General features: G+C 66.8%; 14 protein-coding genes and 1 pseudogene. 4 read left to right on the top strand and 11 right to left on the bottom strand.

Going from position 1 to position 18,822, the window contains the following annotated elements:
• Positions 1-91: 91 nt before the first annotated feature.
• Positions 92-1,522 (top strand): aspartate kinase, encoded by a 1,431-nt coding sequence (locus tag ACWIVK_RS04215; protein WP_448575330.1) that lies wholly within the window; start codon positions 92-94, stop codon positions 1,520-1,522.
• Positions 1,523-1,875: 353 nt separating this feature from the next.
• The gene (locus ACWIVK_RS04210) at positions 1,876-2,046 is read left to right on the top strand and encodes a hypothetical protein (protein ID WP_448575329.1); all 171 of its coding nucleotides are present in this window, start codon (positions 1,876-1,878) and stop codon (positions 2,044-2,046) included.
• Here the strand turns inward: ACWIVK_RS04210 and ACWIVK_RS04205 are convergent.
• The 9 genes from ACWIVK_RS04205 to ACWIVK_RS04165 form a co-directional block, all read right to left on the bottom strand.
• The gene (locus tag ACWIVK_RS04205) at positions 2,043-4,526 is read right to left on the bottom strand and encodes a Lon protease family protein (RefSeq protein WP_448575328.1); all 2,484 of its coding nucleotides are present in this window, start codon (positions 4,524-4,526) and stop codon (positions 2,043-2,045) included. The genes ACWIVK_RS04210 and ACWIVK_RS04205 overlap by 4 nt on opposite strands.
• A gap of 41 nt (positions 4,527-4,567) precedes the next feature.
• On the bottom strand, positions 4,568-5,077 hold the full coding sequence (locus tag ACWIVK_RS04200; protein ID WP_448575327.1) for a YIP1 family protein: 510 nt from the start codon (positions 5,075-5,077) through the stop codon (positions 4,568-4,570).
• Between the two features lie 12 nt (positions 5,078-5,089).
• Positions 5,090-5,497: a hypothetical protein gene (locus ACWIVK_RS04195; RefSeq protein WP_448575326.1), complete on the bottom strand. Its 408-nt coding sequence runs from the start codon at positions 5,495-5,497 to the stop codon at positions 5,090-5,092.
• Between the two features lie 53 nt (positions 5,498-5,550).
• Positions 5,551-6,075, bottom strand: coding sequence for a deoxyuridine 5'-triphosphate nucleotidohydrolase (locus ACWIVK_RS04190; RefSeq protein ID WP_448575325.1), 525 nt, complete (start codon positions 6,073-6,075; stop codon positions 5,551-5,553).
• Complete coding sequence (locus tag ACWIVK_RS04185) at positions 6,076-7,317, bottom strand: amidohydrolase/deacetylase family metallohydrolase (protein ID WP_448575324.1); 1,242 nt, start codon at positions 7,315-7,317, stop codon at positions 6,076-6,078. It abuts the gene before it with no gap.
• Positions 7,318-7,659: 342 nt separating this feature from the next.
• Positions 7,660-8,484, bottom strand: a complete 825-nt coding sequence (locus ACWIVK_RS04180; protein ID WP_448575323.1) for a Mut7-C RNAse domain-containing protein — start codon at positions 8,482-8,484, stop codon at positions 7,660-7,662.
• Positions 8,485-9,071: 587 nt separating this feature from the next.
• Complete coding sequence (locus ACWIVK_RS04175; protein WP_448575322.1) at positions 9,072-9,842, bottom strand: hypothetical protein; 771 nt, start codon at positions 9,840-9,842, stop codon at positions 9,072-9,074.
• A gap of 10 nt (positions 9,843-9,852) precedes the next feature.
• Positions 9,853-10,368 carry a hypothetical protein gene (locus tag ACWIVK_RS04170; RefSeq protein WP_448575321.1) on the bottom strand — a complete coding sequence of 172 codons (516 nt, stop codon included), beginning with the start codon at positions 10,366-10,368 and terminating at the stop codon, positions 9,853-9,855.
• A 1,826-nt stretch (positions 10,369-12,194) separates the two neighbouring features.
• A complete protein-coding gene (locus ACWIVK_RS04165) occupies positions 12,195-13,250 on the bottom strand; it encodes a 1-phosphofructokinase family hexose kinase (RefSeq protein ID WP_448575320.1) in 1,056 nt (351 codons plus the stop codon).
• Between the two features lie 180 nt (positions 13,251-13,430).
• Here ACWIVK_RS04165 and ACWIVK_RS04160 point away from each other — a divergent pair, with 180 nt between their 5' ends.
• Entirely contained in the window at positions 13,431-15,698 is a 2,268-nt protein-coding gene (locus tag ACWIVK_RS04160; RefSeq protein ID WP_448575319.1) for a xanthine dehydrogenase family protein molybdopterin-binding subunit, read from the top strand.
• A 510-nt stretch (positions 15,699-16,208) separates the two neighbouring features.
• On the opposite strand, the gene ACWIVK_RS04155 is transcribed toward ACWIVK_RS04160, so the two are convergent.
• Both ACWIVK_RS04155 and ACWIVK_RS04150 read right to left on the bottom strand, forming a co-directional pair.
• On the bottom strand, positions 16,209-17,330 hold the full coding sequence (locus ACWIVK_RS04155; RefSeq protein WP_448575318.1) for an ATP-binding protein: 1,122 nt from the start codon (positions 17,328-17,330) through the stop codon (positions 16,209-16,211).
• A 72-nt stretch (positions 17,331-17,402) separates the two neighbouring features.
• Entirely contained in the window at positions 17,403-18,272 is an 870-nt protein-coding gene (locus ACWIVK_RS04150; RefSeq protein WP_448575317.1) for a histidinol-phosphatase, read from the bottom strand.
• 349 nt (positions 18,273-18,621) lie between these two features.
• Here ACWIVK_RS04150 and ACWIVK_RS04145 point away from each other — a divergent pair.
• Positions 18,622-18,822: pseudogene (locus ACWIVK_RS04145) on the top strand (dimethylarginine dimethylaminohydrolase family protein); the annotation flags it as partial.

The raw sequence follows: 18,822 nt of genomic DNA, 5'->3' as shown, positions 1-18,822 counted from the left end.
CATGCCACGGCACGACTTCGAGTATCCTTTCCCCTCCGAGATGCTTCGGGAGACGATGGAGCCGAAGGCTCCCAGAAAGGATGCCAACGCGATGCGGGTGATGAAGTTCGGGGGAACGTCGGTCGGGAGCGCCGCGGCCATCGATCGCACGGTTCGGATCCTCACCGATGCGTACCGTCAGGACAACCGCCTCGTGGCGGTCGTCTCTGCCATGAGCGGTGTCACCAACCAGCTCATCGCGGCCGCTCAGGCAGCTGCCGAGGGGGACGAGCAGGCGGCGGCGACGCTCCAGCGGGAACTGGTCGAGCGACATCGCGGGGTGGCTGCAGAACTGATCCCGACCGCCGCGCGCCTCGAGGCGACGGTCAACCGCCTGACCGAACTCGCCACCCGTTGTGCGCGTCTCGTCGAGTCCGTCCATGTCCTGCGTGACCTCTCGCCGCGTGCGCTCGACTGGATCGTCTCTTTCGGCGAGCGGATGAGCGCGGTCCTCATTGCCGCCGTGCTCGAGGAGCGCGGGATTGCAGCGACCGCCGTCGACAGTGACAAGGTGATCGTCACCGATGACCACTTCGGGAGTGCCAACCCGCTGCTCGAGGAGACCCGGGCACGCGCCGAGGCGGTCCTCGTGCCGCTCCTGGAAGCTGGCAAGCTGCCCGTCGTCACGGGCTTCTTCGGGGCCACGCCGAAGGGCGCGGTCACGACGCTCGGCCGGGGCGGCTCCGACTTTTCCGCCTCCATCCTGGCCCACGCCTTGGACGCCGACGAGGTGTGGATCTGGACCGATGTCGATGGCGTCATGACGGCCGATCCGCGACTCGTCCCCAGTGCCCGCACGTTGCCAGCGATCTCCTTCGCCGAGGCGACCGAGCTCGCCTACTTCGGCGCCAAGGTTATCCACCCGCGTACCATGCAGCCAGCTGCCGAGCGTGGTATCCCGATCTGGATCAAGAACACGTTCAACCCCGAGCACCCGGGCACCCGAATCGGTCCGGACACCAGCTCGAACGGTTCGGTCGTCAAGGCGATCACCGCGATTCCCGGCGTGAGCGTCATCACCGTCGAGGGATCCGGCTTCCTCAGCGTCGCTGACGTGACTGCCCGCGTCTTCGAGACGGTCGGCCGGACGGGTGTCAATGTCTATATGGTCTTCCAGGCCTCGTCCCAGCACAGCCTGGGTTTCGTCGTCCGGCGCACCGATGCCAGCAAAGTGTTGCGGGCGCTGGAGCGGGAATTCGAACTCGATCTCCTCAAGGGACGCGTCGCGCGCATTTGGGAGGAACCCGGTATGGCCATCGTCGCCGTCGTCGGTGCCGGGATGCGCGGGACACCCGGCGTCGCTGGCCGCGTCTTCGGGACCCTCGGTCAACACCGCATCAATATCGTCGCCATCGCGCAAGGGTCGTCGGAACTCAACATTTCGTTCGTGATCCGCGAAGACGAGGTCGCACGCGCCGTGCCAGCGATTCACGACGCCTTCGGGCTCGGGGGATCGACTGGCGAACGCTCGGCTGGCTCCTGAGGCCGGCGCGCGCGACGGGAGCGCTCGCTGCGCAACGTCCACAGCGATGTCGCCAGGATCACGAGCGGTAACACGACGAATCCGATCAAGAAGATGAGCGTGCCCGGGTTCATCCACTCGATCGTCACGTCTCCTCGCTGGCTGCACGACGCCGGTCATTCGGCGCCGTGTCCTCCCTGCACGGCAGGAAGGATAGCCAGAGTCGCTCGCGCGCGACGAGGCCGGCATCCCCTGATCGCTCCGCCCCGCTCCTTCTTGCGCTGCGCCCGAGGCAGTCCCACGACCGGGTTCCGACGAGGCGCACCGGGCGTGCCTGTGCTGCCTGACACACCATGTCCACGAGGGCGGCGACGATGAGCATCCTCTTGCTCGCGCTCGTCGCCGCGGCAGCCGCGATTCTCACGGCTGCGGTCGCCCTGCTCCTGCGTTGGCTCGGCATCGCACCAGCCGACCCGGAACAGCGAACACGCGGGATCGAGCTCCTCGTGGAGCGGATCCGGGAACGTTTGGTCCAGCGGCGCTAGTGCTCGCCAGCCGGCTCCGGATCAGCTGCCTCGGCTCGCTCCGACCGCTCCTCGCGTTCCTCCCGGCGGCCGAAATCGCGCATCCGCTCGGCATAGCTGCGCAGCCGATCCATCACCAGACGGTGGACCGTCCCCTCTGGATACGTGCCATCAGGCTGGCGCTCACCAGCCGGTACACCAGTCAAGATCTCGATCCCCTGATCGACCGAGTCGACCGCCCAGATGTGGAACCTCCCCTCAGCGACCGCCTGGATCACCTCTTCGTCCAGCATCAGATGCTGGACATTGGCCGTCGGGATGATGACACCCTGCTCACCGGTCAGTCCCTGCACCTTGCAGACGGCGAAGAACCCCTCGATCTTTTCGTTCACGCCACCGATCGCCTGCACCTCGCCGTACTGGTTCACCGAGCCGGTGACCGCGATCCCTTGCTTGATCGGCAGTCCGGAAAGCGCGGAGAGTAGGGCATAGAGCTCGGTCGAGGAAGCCGAGTCACCCTCGATCTCCTCGTATGCCTGCTCGAAGGTGATCGACGCGGTAATGGCGAGCGGGAAATCCTGGGCATAGGCACCGGCCAAGTAGTTGGAGAGGATCAAGAAGCCTTTCGAGTGGATCGGGCCGGACAACGCGATCTCTCGCTCGATGCTGATCAGATTGCCGCGCCCCAGCGAGACGCGCGCGCTCACGCGCGACGGTTTCCCGAAGGCGAAGTCACCGAGCTCGATGACCGCCAGGCCATTGATCTGCCCCACCCGCGCGCCGCTCGTCTCGATCTTGAGCGTTCCTTCGGCGATCAGTTCGCGCACCCGCTCGGCGAGGAGGTCGGAACGGTACTGCTTCTTGCGGATCGCTGTCTCCACATCCTCGGCCGTCACGATCTCGCGTCCAGCCTTGCCAGCCCAGTAACTCGCCTCCGCGACCAGGTTCCCGATCTCCAGGAGCTGCGACGAGAGCTTGCGCTGATGCTCGACCTGGCGCGCTCCATACTCGATCACGCGCGCCACCGCGCTGCGATCGAAGTGGCGCAATCCTTGTTCCCGCACCACCCGGCTGATGAAGGCCGCATAGCCCATCACGTGCTGGTCGTTCCAGTCCATGTCCGGGGCGAAGTCGGCCCGCACGCGGAAGAGTTCGCGGAAATCATCGTCGTAGGCAGCGAGGAAATAGTACAGGAGCGGCGAGCCGACCAGGACGACTTTCACGTCCAGCGGGATCGGGTCCGGTCGCAGCGTCGCCGTGGGCAGCACCGCATACTGCTGGCCGAGATTCTCGATCACCACCTGGCGCGTGATCAACGCCCGCTTGAGCGCATCCCAGGCGAACGGGTTGGTCAGAAGGTCGAGGACATGGACGACGAGGAACCCACCGTTCGCCCGGTGCAAGGCCCCGGCCCGGATCTGGCTGAAGTCAGTCACCATCGCGCCGAACGTCGCCCGGTAATCGATTCGCCCGACCAGGTTGTAGTACGAGGGATTGCGCTCGAAGATCACTGGCGCACCGCGCGTTTGGCTGTTGTCGACGAACACGTTCACGCGATACCGCGCGAGATGCTCCTGCTGTTGCAACGCTTGCAGCTGGGCGATCGGTGCTGGCACACCCGGAAGTTGCGGCGGGAAAAAGTCGTGCAGGTGTTCGGGAATATCCTCGCGCACCTGCTCCAGGAAGGCGAGCACCTGGGGAAGATCCTGGTACCGCTCGCGGAGTTCCTCGAACAGACCGCCGACCGCAAAGAGCGCGACCTCCCGGTCGAGTTGGCGCAACCGCTCGGCCGTCTCGCGCTCGAGACGGCGCACCTCCCGCAGTGCATCAGCCACACGATCTTGAATCCGTTGGTTGCGCCGCTCCAGTTCCGCCCGTACTGGCTCGGGAAGCCTCTCGTATTCCTCGGGTGCCAGCGGCCTTCCCTGCACCAGCGGCACACTGATCACGCCCGCTGGCGTCAGCTCCACCGTAAAGCCAAGTTGCTGCGCGAACTGCCGCACGCCCTCCCACAAGCGTTCGCGTTCTTGGTTCAAGCGATCGATGATCACCCGGCGCCGCCGGTCGTACTCCTCGCTCTCGAACGCTCGCGGAATCGCTTGCTGGGCAGCTCGCAGGAACTCGTCCATATCGCGCGCCAGCTGCACCCCCCGCCCAGCTGGCAGGGCGATCGCGACGGGACGTTCGGGATCCTGGAAGTTGTGAACGTAAACCCAATCCGGCGGTGTCGCGCGCTTCGCCGCGATCTGTTCCACGAGCCGGAGCACTGTGCTCTCGCGCCCAGAACCGGGACGCCCCGCGACGTAGACGTTGTAGCCGTAGGACGCGATCTCCAGACCGAACTCGAGCGCTTCGAGCGCCCGCGGTTGCCCGACCGTCCCCACAACGGGATCCACTTCGGCGGTCGTTTCGAACGGCAAGGTCGCTGGATCGAGTCGGCGTCGCAGACGTTCCACGGGAACTCGGAGCTGCGCGGCGCGTTCCGTCGCTGCTCCGCTCATTCATCCCCCCTTCCCGGACCGAGCCTGGTCACGCTCCGCATTCAGCTGGACGGTCCCGGCGGTGTCAAGACACTGCCGACGAGAGCAGCAGCGCCGTACGAGAGCACCGCGACCAGCAACGCCCGCAGCGTACCCACCGCCAATGTTTCTCGGAGCGCCATGAGCGTCGCGAAGAAAGTCCAAACGAAAGCGAGCGGCACGACGACCAGCTGCAGCGCGGGAACGATTCCGAACACGAGCAAGAGACTCGGCGCCAGGGCGAAGCCGAGCGTCCGCACCAGCGCTCCCAACGTCGCCTCCGTCTCCGGTCCTGGCAACGCTTTCGTACCGAAGATGTAAGCTGCGACGACGAAGATCGTCCAGGAGACGAAGGCAGAAGCAGCCACGATGCCGAAGGCGGTCGGACCTCCGCCGGGCAACCCGGCAACGCCGGCTGCCAGGACACAGAGCAGGACGAACAGGAGTGCCGGCACTGTGGCAGTCGGATCATCGCGGAGTTCCCGGTAGACCGTGGGGTCGAGCCGCAGCGCACCGACGATTCGCCTGAGCATGTCTTCCCTCGTTCATCTCGACCGCTCGCGCGGCCAGCCGTACTCTTTCACGATCCAAGCGTACAGCGGCGGTACCTCCAGGAATTCGACACGTTCCCCCAGGGTCCGCGCCTCGATCAAGAAGGCCTTGAGACGCTCGGGGTCCCGATAGAGACACTCCGGTGACGGCACCAAGATCACGTCGATCTGGCGCAGCCACATCGCCGTGCGCAGCGCCTTGAGGCCGGGGCGTTGCTCCGGAAACTCGGGGAGGATCTCGCTGAAAACGTGCGTCACGTGGTAGTGCTCTCGCGCAGCCAGTTCGCGCAACCGCGTCTCTTGGTCCGCCAGCTCCGTCTCCGGACTCCGGCGTCGTTTGGCCTCCTTGGGGTCCGTCGGGAGTCGCGTCGCCAGGAACAGCGCAGCCCGTTCGGCAGCCATGACTCACCTCCCTTCCGGCTCGCCGGAGGACAGCGCAGCGTTGCCGCCGAGCCTCAGCCGCGCTCGCCCTGGTAGATACCGCGGTATCCCTCGCTGACGGGCCGCTCGAGCCGGTGCAGCACGAGTTGGGCGATGCGGGCAAAGCGGCGCAGCCGAAAGCCTTTCGGATTGTAAACGACGAGCAGCGCCACCCCTTGACCCGAGTATCCAGCATCCCAGACCGCAGTGTGCACCGCGACGCCACAACGGAGCAGACTCGAGCGCGGGCGGGCATAGGCCATGCAGTCCGCTGGAAGCGTCACGGTCTCGGTGAAGCGCACGAGGTAGGGGCCTGGCTCGAGCTGCCACCAGCCATCACCATCCGGCTCGAGTACTTCGAGATCCGGCAGGCGACGCTCTTCGTCGTTCTCGCCGACCTGACCAGCACTGGCGAAGCGCGCGACCGACCGGACAGTCAAATCGATCCCATGCGGTTGGAGTTGCACTTCCACCGCCGGAAGGTCGCGGAGTAGCGGTGGATTCGCCGCGAGCAGTGCTGCCAGTTGATCCCGCATGAGGACGCCATCGCGCTCGCTCATTCAGCCTCCTCGGGCCTGCACGACTCGGTAAGGGTGTCCGATTTGGGCGATCGGACGCTGGTGCTCGGGCAGCTGCGCCCAGGGGTGAAGCGGGCTCGGCTCTTGCCGGGGCAAAATGCGCCCATCGACCATCGTCAGAGTATTGACGAGAAGCCGGTCACCGCAGCGCGCCTGCATCGCCACGTCGTAGAAGGTGAACGTCCCCTCGACCACCTGGAACAGGGCGATATCCGCTGGCGTTCCCTCGGCCAAACTCCCCAGTTCCGGCCGGCCGATGATCTGGGCCGGTCGCACCGTCGCCCGCTCGATGACCTCCGCCAGCGAGAGTCCGAGCGCCAGGAACTTGGACAGCGTGGTGGGAAGATCGAACATCGGTCCCTGGATCGCCAGCTGGTGGATATCGCTCGAGATGACATCAGGCAAGATCCCCTCCGCCAGGAGCCGCTCGGCGACCTCGAAGCTGAACGAACCTGCCCCATGCCCGATATCGAGGACGAGCCCGCGCTCGTGCAGCTCGCGGATGCGGGGATGAACCCGCCCCTCTGGAGTGAGAATCCGCATCGTTCCACCCGTGAAACAGTGGGTCAGTATGTCACCGGGGCGCAGGAGCGCCGCCACCTCGTCGATCGACGGCGGGCCGTTCCCGATATGCACCATGAGAGGAAGCGCGAGCTGGTCAGCGAGCTCACGAGCCAGCTCGAGCGGTCGGATCCCGACACCACGCGTGGTATTGGCATCGATGCGTGCCTTGACGCCCAGGATGATGTCGCGGTTCGCTCGGATGATCGTGGCAGCGAGTTCGAGGTCGCAATAGTCGAGATTGGCGAACTCCCACGTCGGGGCGACCAAGCCGATCGAGGAGAGATTCAAGAGCGCCAGAATCCGAACCCGGCTCGGTTCGACGATGTACCGGCGGAAACCAGGAAAGGTGTAGGCTCCGGCACTTCCGACATCCAGCCAGGTCGTCACCCCTGTCCGCGCCGCGATCGGATCGGCTTCGATGCCCCAGTACGTCGCGCCCCAGTAGACGTGCGTATGGAGGTCGATGAGACCCGGCGTCACGAGCTGACCCCGCGCATCGATCACCTGCTCGGCGACGGCATCCGCCAGCGAACGCGCCACGCGCGCGATCCGTCCCTCGCGGATCCCGATGTCGAAACGGCCGAAGCGCTGGTTCGCCGGGTCGATCACCTCACCGCCGAGAATGAGCGTGTCGAAGCGCTCCCGTTCCGCTGGCCCCATCGCTCCATCCTCTCGCTTCGCGCGTCGAGGGTCACCAGGCATGCTCGACCGGTCAATACTCCCCCGAAAAGGTCGCTTCGTCAATTCGACCCCGCATGGACTGAGGCTCGTGCCGAGTCGCTGATCCTCAGCCGAGCGCGCGAACCACGACCCCGGCGAAAACCGACACAGATCCGACTCCCACCCAGCACGACATACGCACGCTCCACCACGAACACCGGTGATCGCCAAGGCGAGCCGCCGTGTCCGCTGGTCAGGTTAGCTCGCGCCGACAGCGCTGGTCACGCCCGAGCCTTCGCAGCCTGAAGACGACGAAGACCGCACGACGGGATCCCCGCCGTCTCATCCATCGGCTGAGCCCTCTCTGGGAGCGCCCGCACCTGTTGTCTCCTGTTCGTGCGTCGGTCCCCCTGACAGAGTGCTCCGCAACCACTCGATCAGCTCCTCCACTCGCTGGCAATGCGTGTCGTACCAGTAGAACTGGTCGCAGCCGCTGCATCGCCAGAACTCGAGAGCACGCTGCCAGCTACGCGGTGGGACGTGCTGCCGTGCCACTTCGCGTTCGACCCGGACGAGCGACCCGTTGCAACGCGGGCAACGCACGAACGGGCGCAGACTGCCCATCAGGTCGAAACGCCGGACGACCTCGCGGAGCTGCTCCCGGGGATCTACCGAGCGCAGCCAATACCCGTGCGTGACGGCTCGCCGTTTCAAGAGTTCCCGGTCTCGCGTCAGCACGATCCGTCGCTCACGCTCCGACCATGCCGCCAGCGTTGCGTCGTCCGCCGCACGCTCGTACCGTGTGTCGAAGCCGAGCAGGCGCAAGTAGGCAGCCAAACGGCCGAGGTGGACATCGCAGACGAAACGTGGCTCGCGGAGCGGCTCGGGACGCAACCGTTGCACCGACCCGATGTCGATCGTTTCGAACACCGGATACATCGCGACTCGATCGCCGTCTTGCAGACGAACAGCCCAATCGGCCGGCTCTCCGTTGACGAGAACGAGATCGACCTCCGGCGGCGGGATGCCGAGCCCGGCGACGAGATCGCGCACGGTCGCACCCAACGGAAGCGGTACCTCGAACGAGCGCTGACGCACCGGTGGCGGGAGGAAGTCGTTCAATGCTGCATAGGCACGGACCACGACCGAACCAGCTGACCACCGCATGGGAACGACACCCCGAACAGAGCAGAGACGGGTAGAAACGATCGCCCGACACGCGCACCGATGGTCAGACCGCTACCCGGAAACCCTGACACGGCCAGCCCTGCCACGCAGCAGCCGAGTCGCACCATCTCGTCGTCCTGGCGATCGTCCCTCCCCTTGCGCTCAGGATAGCCCAGTGCGCACCCGGAAGACCATGCCACGGCCAGTATGCCGGTAACCGCCTCGACTGATCGCTGGAGCACCTGCTCCCCGTGCGCGCTCGCCTCGCCCGCCGGCGCCATCCGTCCGGTCACCCGCTCGCCACCCGCCGCCCGGCCGGCAGCGACCATTCGCCAGTCGAACGCGTCGGTCAGCGTGCTCTGCCGTCCGCCAGCGCTAGGGACTGCGCGCCGCGCGCCCGCTGGCCTGCCCCGGACGAAGACGTTCCACTCGGCACTGCTGCGCGCCGCCGTCGAGCTCGACGACACCGCTGGGAAACCGATCCGTTCTCCGCCAGCGCCCGCCGGAGCCTGCTCGTCGACCACCGATGCGGTCTCGCATGACCACGCACTCGTCGGCTCGTGCGAGCCCGCGGGATATCGCGCTGGTCACCTGGTCACGCGGATCGAGTCGGAGCCACTCAGCTGGAGATCATAGTACTCCGCGAGATACTGCAGCGCCGCATCGATCGAGGCCGGCAACCGCTCGGGCACGACGACCTCGATCGGCGCCTCGAGCGCGAGCGCCCGCTCTTCGGTCAGCCAGAGCGCCTGGCGACGAGCGGCGTCCGGCTCGCCTTTGGTCCGCGCCTCGTAGAGCCGCTCCTTGGCGATTTCCAGGGCGATCACCCGCGGGTAGTGCTCGTCCCAGAAGGCTTCCTCGCCGAACGCTCCCAGATACGCCTTCAGCCGGGGGTCATCGCTGGTGGCCGCCACCTCCCGGTCGCGCGCGACCCGCTCGCGCACTGTCCGCTCGTCCGGCCACAACCCCTCGCGCTCGGCCGCAGCCGCGACCGCGCGGTCGACGATGAGGCTGGCGAGCGCGACCGTCGGCACACCGTGTCGCTCGATGAGCCCCGCCTGCCGCTCGAGGAACGCTCGCTGCTCCGCGGTCACCGCCCCGCTGGTTCCCACCTCACCCATCCAGGTGAGGTTGGCCGCGACCCAGTGCTCCATCTCGGCCAACTCGGCCGCAGTGACCGGCTTGCCTGCCACCAGCAGCACGGTTTCGCGGCCACCTTCTCGGGCGGCCTCGGCTGCTGACTCGACGCGGTCGAGACCCGGGAACCGAGCAGTCAGCCCCGTGCTCCGTGTCAGCGCGACCGCGCCGACCAGGACGAGTAACCCGAGCAGAGCGATCAGTCCGACCCGCTGCCGCATCATGCACCTCCTACCAGAGCGTCCAGGTCCGGTCGCGGCTGACGCCACCGTAGCAGCCGGCAGCATCGCAGAGCAGGAACGCCCAGGTCCCGCGGTCCTGCGCCCGCTTCGTGCTGTCGAAGCCTCCGAGATACTGCGCGTTGGTCGTGCAACCGCCGAAGACGAGCCCACCGGGAGGGTAGATCGCTCCACACCCGCTCATCGTCCACGCGGAAGCAGGAACCGTCCTCCGGACTTGCCCATCGTGGATGAAGTACAACACCGTACCGGGACTACGAATATCGCCAGTCGGGTTTCGGACGTAGACGCTGCTCTCATGCCGCGTAAGCGCGTTGACGCCACGTAACGGGTTCCAGTCCGTACGCCCGAGATAGTTTCCCGAGTAGTACCAGATCCCGCCGCGTGGCTTCACACCGCTGGCTGACCACTCGTAAAAGAGCTGTCCGTAAGCGGCGTACGCTGACCCCACGGTCGCACTTACTGTCACGAGCGACAACAGCAGCGCCAAGGCAACTCGTTGCACCACTCCAGTCCCTCCAATCCGAGGAGGATATCACTGACACAGCAAGAGTAGCAGAGAGAGATGTCAAGATTTCGAAAGCCTGAACCAGAAGCCCCTTCGTTCGACTCCCGCAGAAAAATCCAGACCGTTGTATGCCAGTGCGCCGGTGGTCGATCGCCTGCTGTGCGCGAAGCATTCCACGCCGCGGAGCGAGCGGTCAGGACTGCCCGAGCCACGAGGCTGGCGCTGTAGCGTCGGGAGAAGGCGCTGCCGTCTCCGGCATACACCGTGCGAGCGACCCTGAGACGCAATGCCGTCCGGCGACTGCTCACTCAGCGACCGCCCCGCCCGTTCGGGAAGCCTTGACCTGACTCGAGGAGTCCCTCGACCGCCGCACGGTCGGCGCTTTGCCCGTACCGGAGCCGGCCGCCTCTCCCGAAGCATGCCAGGCATGGTGCCCACGGACGCTCGCACCGAACCTGCTCGGGCGAGCAGCCGCGGTCGATTCCGCGAACTCCGGCGCTCTCCAGAAAAACTGGAGGGGGACGGTGGCCCGCACCCTCCCGTCCGCGCCGCCGGGGTCAGCAGTGACCGAGGGGAGTTTCCCTCCTCTCCTGCACGGTGCAGGAGGGGCGCCACCGGCGAGCGGCGCGAGTCAGGGGTGTACCGGCGACGCAGTGCGTCGCCCCTACCGGGGAATGGCTCATCTCCGCTCGTACGGCATATACCGAGCGTGAACGGGCGGTCTCTGACCGCCGTGGGACGTCAGGCACGGTCTGCACCCCTGCCCTGGCAGACCGGTAATCTTCTCGACGTTCTGACCTCAGTGGCGTTGGGATCCTCGACGCGGCCAGTGCATGCCACCGAGGTTGCCGCGCCTGTCGGTGCGGTGGGCGATGCCGCGCGGCACCCCTCATGGGTGGGCAGCCCGCGCAACACTTGCTCAGGGATCGGGCAGCGTCGATTGCCTTGTCCTAGAGGGGTCAGCTGCTCCCTCACCAGCCGGCCCTCCCGGGCAGGCGCATTCCCCGTGGCCAATTCCTCACCGGCATCGTTGGATAGCCGCTCTGGTTCCATACCGCCATGTCTTCTGCCGCGCCTTTCGGCGCGGCGGGCGACGCGCGGCGTCGCCCCTACACGGCGGTGCAGCCTATCCCCGGTCGGGTACATAGGCACCACGGTCAGGTGTGACCCCCGTTCGGTAGGGGTCAGGTGCTGACTGACCCGCCGGCTCTGCTGGGCCGGCAGACGAGATCGTGGCCGATCGGCGGTGTGCTGCGTCGAACGGCCATGCGCGGGCGCGGGCCGCGGCCGGTTGCCGCGCCCCTGGCGCGAGCGGGCGACGCAGCGCGTCACCCCTACCGGGTTGGGGCGGTGCATCCTCGGTAGGACACCCTCACGCCGCGGTCGGCGCGACCGGCAGCGTGTCGTCGGCGTCAGCCTCGGCTGACCCGCCGGCCCGCCACGGCCGGCAACTCACACCGTCGCCGGTAGCCGCTGTGCCATGTCGATCTTCACCGGGGCGTCGACGACAGGGGTGTACCCGCGCCATCGGCGCGGCGGGCGACTCGTTACGTTGCCCTACAGAGTCGACGGTGCATCACCTATCGACGATGAAGACATTACCGGTCGGGCGACCGACCCCGTCCTGTAGGGGTCAGGCGCTGCCTGACCCGCCGACCCTGGGGGCCGGCAAACCGAGCGTGCCCAATGGGCCGCTGTGCCATGCAGAAACGTCCGCGGACATCATCGTCCATTCCCGGGCCTGCGGCCCGGCGGGCGACGCAACGCGTCGTCCCTGCCGTGTGAACCATCCAGCGGGAGAAGGCACCCTCATCCCCGCGGTTCCCTCACTCGATGGCGAGCGGCACGACGGCGCGCTCGAGCTCCTCGACCCGTCCGCGCTCGACCGCTCCCGGCTGCAACGTCTCCACGCTCGCGGAACCGGCAGCCACAGCCAGCCGCACAGCGCGCTCGATCGGCCAACCGCGCAGGAGCCCAGTCGCCAGTCCGGCCACGAACGCGTCGCCGGCTCCGATCGGGTTGCGGATGGTCACCGCACTCGGCGCGGGCACGAACCACGATCCTCCCCTCATGGCGACCGCCGCGCCGGCTGCCCCCGCTTTGACGATCGCCGCCAGCCGTACCGCCCGAGCCAGTTCCCTCGCGGCGGCAAGGGACCGTTCGCGCAGTTCTGCCGGATCATCGGTGACGAGTTCGGCGCTCGCTCGCCCGAGCGCGCCCTCGGCCTCGAACACGTTGGGAGCCAAGATGTCCGGCTCGGTCGCGAGTACCGCGACGAGTGCTTCCCGCGCGGCGTCCACGATGATCGGCAAGCCGCGCGAACGAGCGAGTCCGACGCAGTCGACGTACAGCGTCGACGGGAGGCCAGGCGGGAGCGAGCCGATCGCCACGACGAGCGCGCTCTCGGCGAGGTTCGATTCGAGTAAGTCGAGCAGCCCAGGCGCCAGACTCGCGTCGAGGCGCGGACCCTCTTCATTGAAGACGGTCACCCGACCGCTGTCCTCGACCACGATCGTGTTGACCCGGGTCTCCGCTTCGATCCAGAAGGGCTGCACCCTGAGCCGCTCTTGCCCGGCAAGTTCTGCCACGAGACGTCCGATCCAACCTCCGAGGAAGCCGACCACGCACGCGTCGGCCCCGAGCGCTCCCGCCGCGCGCACGAGATTGAGTCCCTTCCCGCCCGCCGAAACGAGGATCGAGCGGAAACGCATCACCGTGCCCGGTGCGAGCGACCCGAGCGACCCGATCCGATCCAAGCCGAGGTTCGGGCAAAGAACAGCGATCTTCCCCGCACTCATCGGGTTGCTCCACCCTTCCTGCAACGGCCGAGCGACCGCACCGAAGAGGACCGTGATACCTCGACGGGCCGGCGCGAACTTCATGCAGGAACATCCTATCGATCCGCTGGCGAGCTCGGTAGACCCCATGGACAGGGAGACGAGTCGGAGCACCAGAGAGTCTCCATCGCCGCAGCCGTCCCGCCGAGCCAGCTTCCCGGCGAGCGGAGAGCGTCGTACACTGGATCAGCTTGGCGAGCACGACAGGAAAGGGAGCTACAAGCGATGACGACCGTGCTGGGGAAACCGCTCAAGCGACGCGATGCCGAACCGAAGTTGCGCGGTGACGCGCGGTATACCGATGACGTGCATCTTCCTGGGCTCCTCCATGCCCGGCTCGTCACGAGTCCGTACGCCCACGCCCGCATCGTCCGCATCGAGTGCGACGCAGCACGCCGCACCCCGAGGGTCGTCGCGGTCTTCACTGGCCACGACCTCCTCCCCGAGGGCCCGGAACCGGCGGAGCGAGCCCGGCATCTGCTGGCACGAGACAAGGTCATCTATGCTGGTCAGCCGGTCGCGATCGTCGTCGCTGAATCAGCGTACGCTGCAGCGGACGCAGCCGCGCTCGTCGAGGTCGAGTACGAGGAGTTGCCGGCAGTCGTCGACCCGCTCGAGGCGATGACACCCGAGGCCCCGGTGATTCGTCCGAAGGAACTCGAAGGCGAGTGGGCAGAAGCTGGCATGCATGCCACGGTCGCTGGTGGCGAGGAACTCGATGTCCGGCGCCTACCAGCCAACGTCACGAATGCCGTGCGCTTCCAGCGGGGTGACGTGGAGCAGGGTTTCGCCAGCGCCGATGTCGTGATCGAGCGAACCTACCGGACACCGTTCGTCCACCAAGCCTATCTCGAGCCGCATGCCGCAGTAGCTGTGCCGCTCCCCGATGGCGGCGTCACCATCTACACGACCACACAGGGCCAGTTCTATTGCCGCAACGTGACCGCGACGACTCTCGGACTCCCGCATGAGCTCGTGACCATCGTGCCGATGGAAGTCGGAGGTGGTTTCGGCGGCAAGACCGTTCTCCTCGAACCTCTGGTCGCAGCAGTCGCGCTGCGGCTCGGCAGGCCGGTCAAGCTGGTCCTGACCCGGACCGAAGAATTTCTGCTCGCCACGCCGGCCCCTGCCGCGATCCTCGAGCTCCGGGCTGGCGCGCGGCGCGACGGCACGCTCACGGCGCTCCGCGCCCGGGTCATCTTCGACTCGGGTGCCTACCCCGGCGCGCCCGTCAATATCGCGCTCCTTCTCTTGGGTGGAACCTACCGCTGGGAACATCTCGATCTCCTCGGCTACGAGGTTCTCACCAATAAGCCTGGGACCGGGGCGTATCGCGCACCCGGCGCTCCCCAGGCCACCTTCGCGCTCGAGCAGCTGATCGACGAGCTCGCCCGGGCCATCGGGCAGGATCCCCTCGAGCTGCGTCTCCGCAACCCCGCGCGGACTGGTGATCTCCAGCCGAACGGTGTCCCCTGGCCACCGATCGGGCTGGTCGAAGTACTCGAGCGGGCCCGGCAACACCCTCTCTGGCGTTCACGTCAGCGCCGCCCCAACGAAGGCTGGGGCATCGCGGTCGGTGGATGGCCGGGTGGCATCGAACCTTGTGCAGCGAACATCCGGCTGAACCACGACGGCACCTTCACCGTCACGCTCGGTGCGGTCGACATCACCGGCACGCACACCGTTCTCGCCATGATCGCGGCAGAAGTGCTGGGACAGCCGCTCGAGCGGATCCGGGTCAAGCTCCTGCCGAGCGACAGTGCTCCCTACGCGGGGATGAGCGGAGGAAGCAAGATCACCTACACGGTCGGGCTCGCTGTGCAAGCAGCAGCGGAGGATGCCAAGCGGCAGCTCTTCGAGATCGCGGCCAACGAACTCGAAGCTGCGCCCGAGGACCTGGAACTCGCCGATGGCGCGATCCGCGTCCGCGGCATGCCCGATCGCCAGATCACGCTCCGCGAGATCGCCCAGATGAGCATGGTCTTCGGTGGCAAGTATGCACCCGTCTACGGCACAGGCCGGAGCGTCGTCCGCCAGCAGTCCCCTGGCTTCGACGCACAGATCGCACACGTCGCGGTCGACCCGGAAACCGGCGAGGTGCGGGTGCTCAATCTGGTCGCGATCCAGGACGTCGGGCGCGCACTCAACCCAGCACTCGTCGAGGAGCAGGTGCACGGTGGCGTCGGGCAAGGTATCGGGTGGGCACTCCACGAGGCGATGCGCTGGAGCGAGAACGGCCAACCGCTCAACCCCTCCTTCCTCGACTACGATCTGCCCAAAGCGAGCCAACTACCGCCGATCACAGTCGAACTCGTCGAGGTCCCCTCGCCGATCGGTCCGTTCGGGGCGAAGGGGGTCGGTGAGCCGCCCGTCGTTCCGACCGCTGCGGCCATCGCCAACGCGATCGCCGATGCGATCGGCGTGCACCTGAGCGAGCTTCCCATCACCCCCGAGCGCGTGCTCGCCGCACTGCGTAACAGCGCGGTGAGTTGAGCGCGGATGATATCCCACGGTCGCAGGGGGAGTCAGTCCGCTGCGGCGGGTCCGACTCCCCATCGATTCGCCGGACGTGTCTCGCGGTCTGCGCGGCAGGCGAGAGCATGTCGGGTAACCGACCCTGCGCCGAGCCAGCTGGCACGAACGCGGTTCGCCCCGCGAGGTGGAAGTCGCCGCAGCGCTGCGGACGTCACCGCCGGCACTCGGGCGACCGCAGCGTCCGAGGGTCGCGCCAGCCGGACGGCTCGGATCCCGAGCACCGGACCGGCCCCCGCGTTTCACCGTGCCTCCCCACGGCGCTCGCCCCGTCCCGTGCTGGCCAGGAGAACGAACGTACTCCCTCTTCACCCGAGCGCACGCACCGAGCGCCTCTCATCGCCATCTGCTCATCGGCAAGAGGGTATCGGAGCGGCGCGGCAGTACCTCATTGGCCGAAGCCTGCAGCCGCAGCATGCCTGAAGCGGGTTCCGAGCTGGTGACCGACCGACGCGCGACTCGACGAGGCGCTCAGTCGAAGAACGATTCGGGAACCGCTACGTACGTCACGTCGGCGAGCACCTCTTCCCCTTCCCGGGTGAGCCAGGTACCCAGCACCGCCGGGCGGACTGGCCGTCGGGCGACACGCTCCAGGAGTGCCGCCCGTTCGCGAGCGCGGAGGATGTCCGAGGTTCCCACTCCCCAGGATATTTCGCAAACGACGTAGATCGGCTCGTTTCCGTCGGTCGCGTCGCGTCCCTCCAGCACGAGATCGACCAGCAGCAGTTGCTCCGCCTCCCGTTCGTCCAGGAGGCCCGCGTCCGCGCCATCCTCGACCAAGCGTGTGAGTTCTTCGCTGGACAAGACACGCGGGCGCCGTAGGATTTTGCGGAAGAGGCCACCGAACCGACGCTCGACCACCAGTGGGAGGACGAGTCCCTTGCGGCGTCCGAGATCCCGCTCGACACGCTCCAGACGACGCTCGAAATCCTGCATCCGCTCGGTGAGCGCGGCGATCTGAGCCGCCATCTGCTGCATCTGCTCGGTCAAGGCTTCGATCTGCGCCTCGACCCGTTCCATCCGCGCAGTCAGCGCCTCGATCTGCGCCTCCACCCGTTCCATCCGCGCCGTCAAGGCCTCGATCTGGGCTTCCACCCGTTCCATCCGCGCGGTCAGGGCCTCGATCTGGGCTTCCACCCGCTCCATCCGCGCGGTCAGGGCTTCGATCTGCGCCTCGACCCGCTCCATGCGAGCCGTCAGCGCCTCGATCTGCGCTTCCACCCGCTCCATGCGGGTAGTCAAGGCCTCGATCTGCGCCTCCACCCGCTCCATACTGACGGTGAGTTGGCGGATCTGTTCGGTCGTGGCAGCCTGCTGCTGCTCCACCTGTGCCATCCGCTCGACCAGCGCCGCGATATGCGTCGCCGTCTCGGCTTGTTGCGCACTGACCGCTGCTAGCGCACGCTCCACCGCTTGTTGGAACGCTTCCAACTGCTGTGCCAAGCGCTCCTGCGTGGCCGCGAGTGACCGCACCAGATCCGGAAGCTGCAAGAGCTCCTCCGAGAGCAACAAGGAACGGACGAGTGCCCGGAACTCCGGCGAGGTCTCCAAAAGGTGTAAAAAATCCTGAATGTGCTTCGGATAGGCGCTCACGCTGGCGTCCCTCCTCGTCCGCAGCGAAATCATAGCAGGTTCACCGCATCACCGTCGGATGACCGCGTGCGATCAGGCGAGTGGTGCGGTCTCCCAACCTCGCTCGGTCAGGACGAGTGTTTCCCGGTACCCCACGGCACCGAGGAGCGCCCGCGCCTCGCTGAATCCAGCGCCTACATCCTCGGGCCGATGAGCATCAGCACCGATCGACACTGGGATCCCCAGTTCCCGGCACCGTCGCAGGATCCATTCTCCCGGATAGGGCGCAGCGATCGGGCGGCGGAGGCCCGACGTGTTCAACTCGATCGGTACCCCTGCTCGGCTGATCGCCAGCAGTGCTCGCTCCACGGCAGCTCGGTACCAGGCAGCCGACTCAGCGAAGTAGCGCTCGCCCACGTTCCACTGCTTGACCTTGTCCAAATGACCGATGACGACAGGCAGATCCAGTCTCGCTGCCCAGTCAGCCAGTCGGACGAGGAGGCCATAATAGTCTTCGATCAACTGGCGCACTTCACCGCGATAGACTTCCTCGAGTTGTCGGGCGAACGCTTCCGCCGACTCGTCGACCGCCCAGAGCTGACCCGCCGGGTCTCGTCCCATGAAGTGCAGGCTCACCACGGCATAATCGAGGCCACTGCTCAGCACGACCGCTCGTTGGAACGCCATCCCCTCGGGAACCAACGCTGGTTCCAAGTAATCGAGTTCGACCCCCAACCACACGGGAAATCGCCCCGACCAGCGCTCTTGAGCTGCCCGCACGTCAGTCAGGTACTGCTGGAAGCGTTCGACCGTCATCGTCCAGTCGCACGGGAACGGTACAGGTGCATGCGACGAAAACCCCACCGCCGCCAGTCCCGCCTCCCACGCCGTTGCGATGTATGCCTCGACCGTCCCCGAACCGTCGCAATACCCTGGATGGTTGTGGTAGCTTCCTACGAGCACGACTTCCCTCCTTGCAGGTGCAGAGCGCGCGACGAAACGACTGCCTCACCGACCCCGCGGAGTACCCTACCATCGCTCGTCGCGCGATGCAGCCTCCCGATCAGCCGACGATCGTCTCGGGAGAAGCGACTCACTGGTGCGAGCGGCGTGTCGCCAGGCACCGTCACCGAGACACTGCGGAGCATCGGACGCTTCTGGATCGCGCAACCCTGCCGAGCCTCTTTCAGCATGTTCCTTCGTGCGCATCGACACGGACGCGACATCGGCCGGCCGGACGACGCTTGGCAACCGGGCCAGTGCACGCGAAAATGCTCGTGATGAGCAGCCGAGCATCCTGAGGAGCCAACGTATGGATACGAGCGAGCAGCCGAGCACGTTGCGCCAGACCGAGGCGTACTATCACCTCGTGCTGGAGCGGATGGTCCCGAAAGCTGAGCCCGCTTTCGAAGCACTCGAGATGCAGGAACGAGTGTGGGGACGCCGCTGGGGAGTCGAGAACGACGTCGGACGTCTCCGGCTCTGTGTCATGCACCGTCCCGGGGACGAGATG

This window comes from Thermomicrobium sp. (assembly GCF_053493975.1).
Note: the sequence above shows the minus strand (reverse complement) of the source record. Positions and strands in the feature narration are given on the sequence as shown.

Excerpts from the sequence above, each read along its gene's own strand:
- ACWIVK_RS04215 (WP_448575330.1), top strand. The coding sequence starts at position 92 with ATGCGGGTGATGAAGTTCGGGGGAACGTCGGTCGGGAGCGCCGCGGCC.
- ACWIVK_RS04200 (WP_448575327.1), bottom strand. The coding sequence starts at position 5,077 with ATGCTCAGGCGAATCGTCGGTGCGCTGCGGCTCGACCCCACGGTCTAC.
- ACWIVK_RS04210 (WP_448575329.1), top strand. The coding sequence starts at position 1,876 with ATGAGCATCCTCTTGCTCGCGCTCGTCGCCGCGGCAGCCGCGATTCTC.
- ACWIVK_RS04190 (WP_448575325.1), bottom strand. The coding sequence starts at position 6,075 with ATGAGCGAGCGCGATGGCGTCCTCATGCGGGATCAACTGGCAGCACTG.
- ACWIVK_RS04185 (WP_448575324.1), bottom strand. The coding sequence starts at position 7,317 with ATGGGGCCAGCGGAACGGGAGCGCTTCGACACGCTCATTCTCGGCGGT.
- ACWIVK_RS04160 (WP_448575319.1), top strand. The coding sequence starts at position 13,431 with ATGACGACCGTGCTGGGGAAACCGCTCAAGCGACGCGATGCCGAACCG.
- ACWIVK_RS04165 (WP_448575320.1), bottom strand. The coding sequence starts at position 13,250 with ATGAAGTTCGCGCCGGCCCGTCGAGGTATCACGGTCCTCTTCGGTGCG.
- ACWIVK_RS04205 (WP_448575328.1), bottom strand. The coding sequence starts at position 4,526 with ATGAGCGGAGCAGCGACGGAACGCGCCGCGCAGCTCCGAGTTCCCGTG.
- ACWIVK_RS04175 (WP_448575322.1), bottom strand. The coding sequence starts at position 9,842 with ATGCGGCAGCGGGTCGGACTGATCGCTCTGCTCGGGTTACTCGTCCTG.
- ACWIVK_RS04180 (WP_448575323.1), bottom strand. The coding sequence starts at position 8,484 with ATGCGGTGGTCAGCTGGTTCGGTCGTGGTCCGTGCCTATGCAGCATTG.
- ACWIVK_RS04195 (WP_448575326.1), bottom strand. The coding sequence starts at position 5,497 with ATGGCTGCCGAACGGGCTGCGCTGTTCCTGGCGACGCGACTCCCGACG.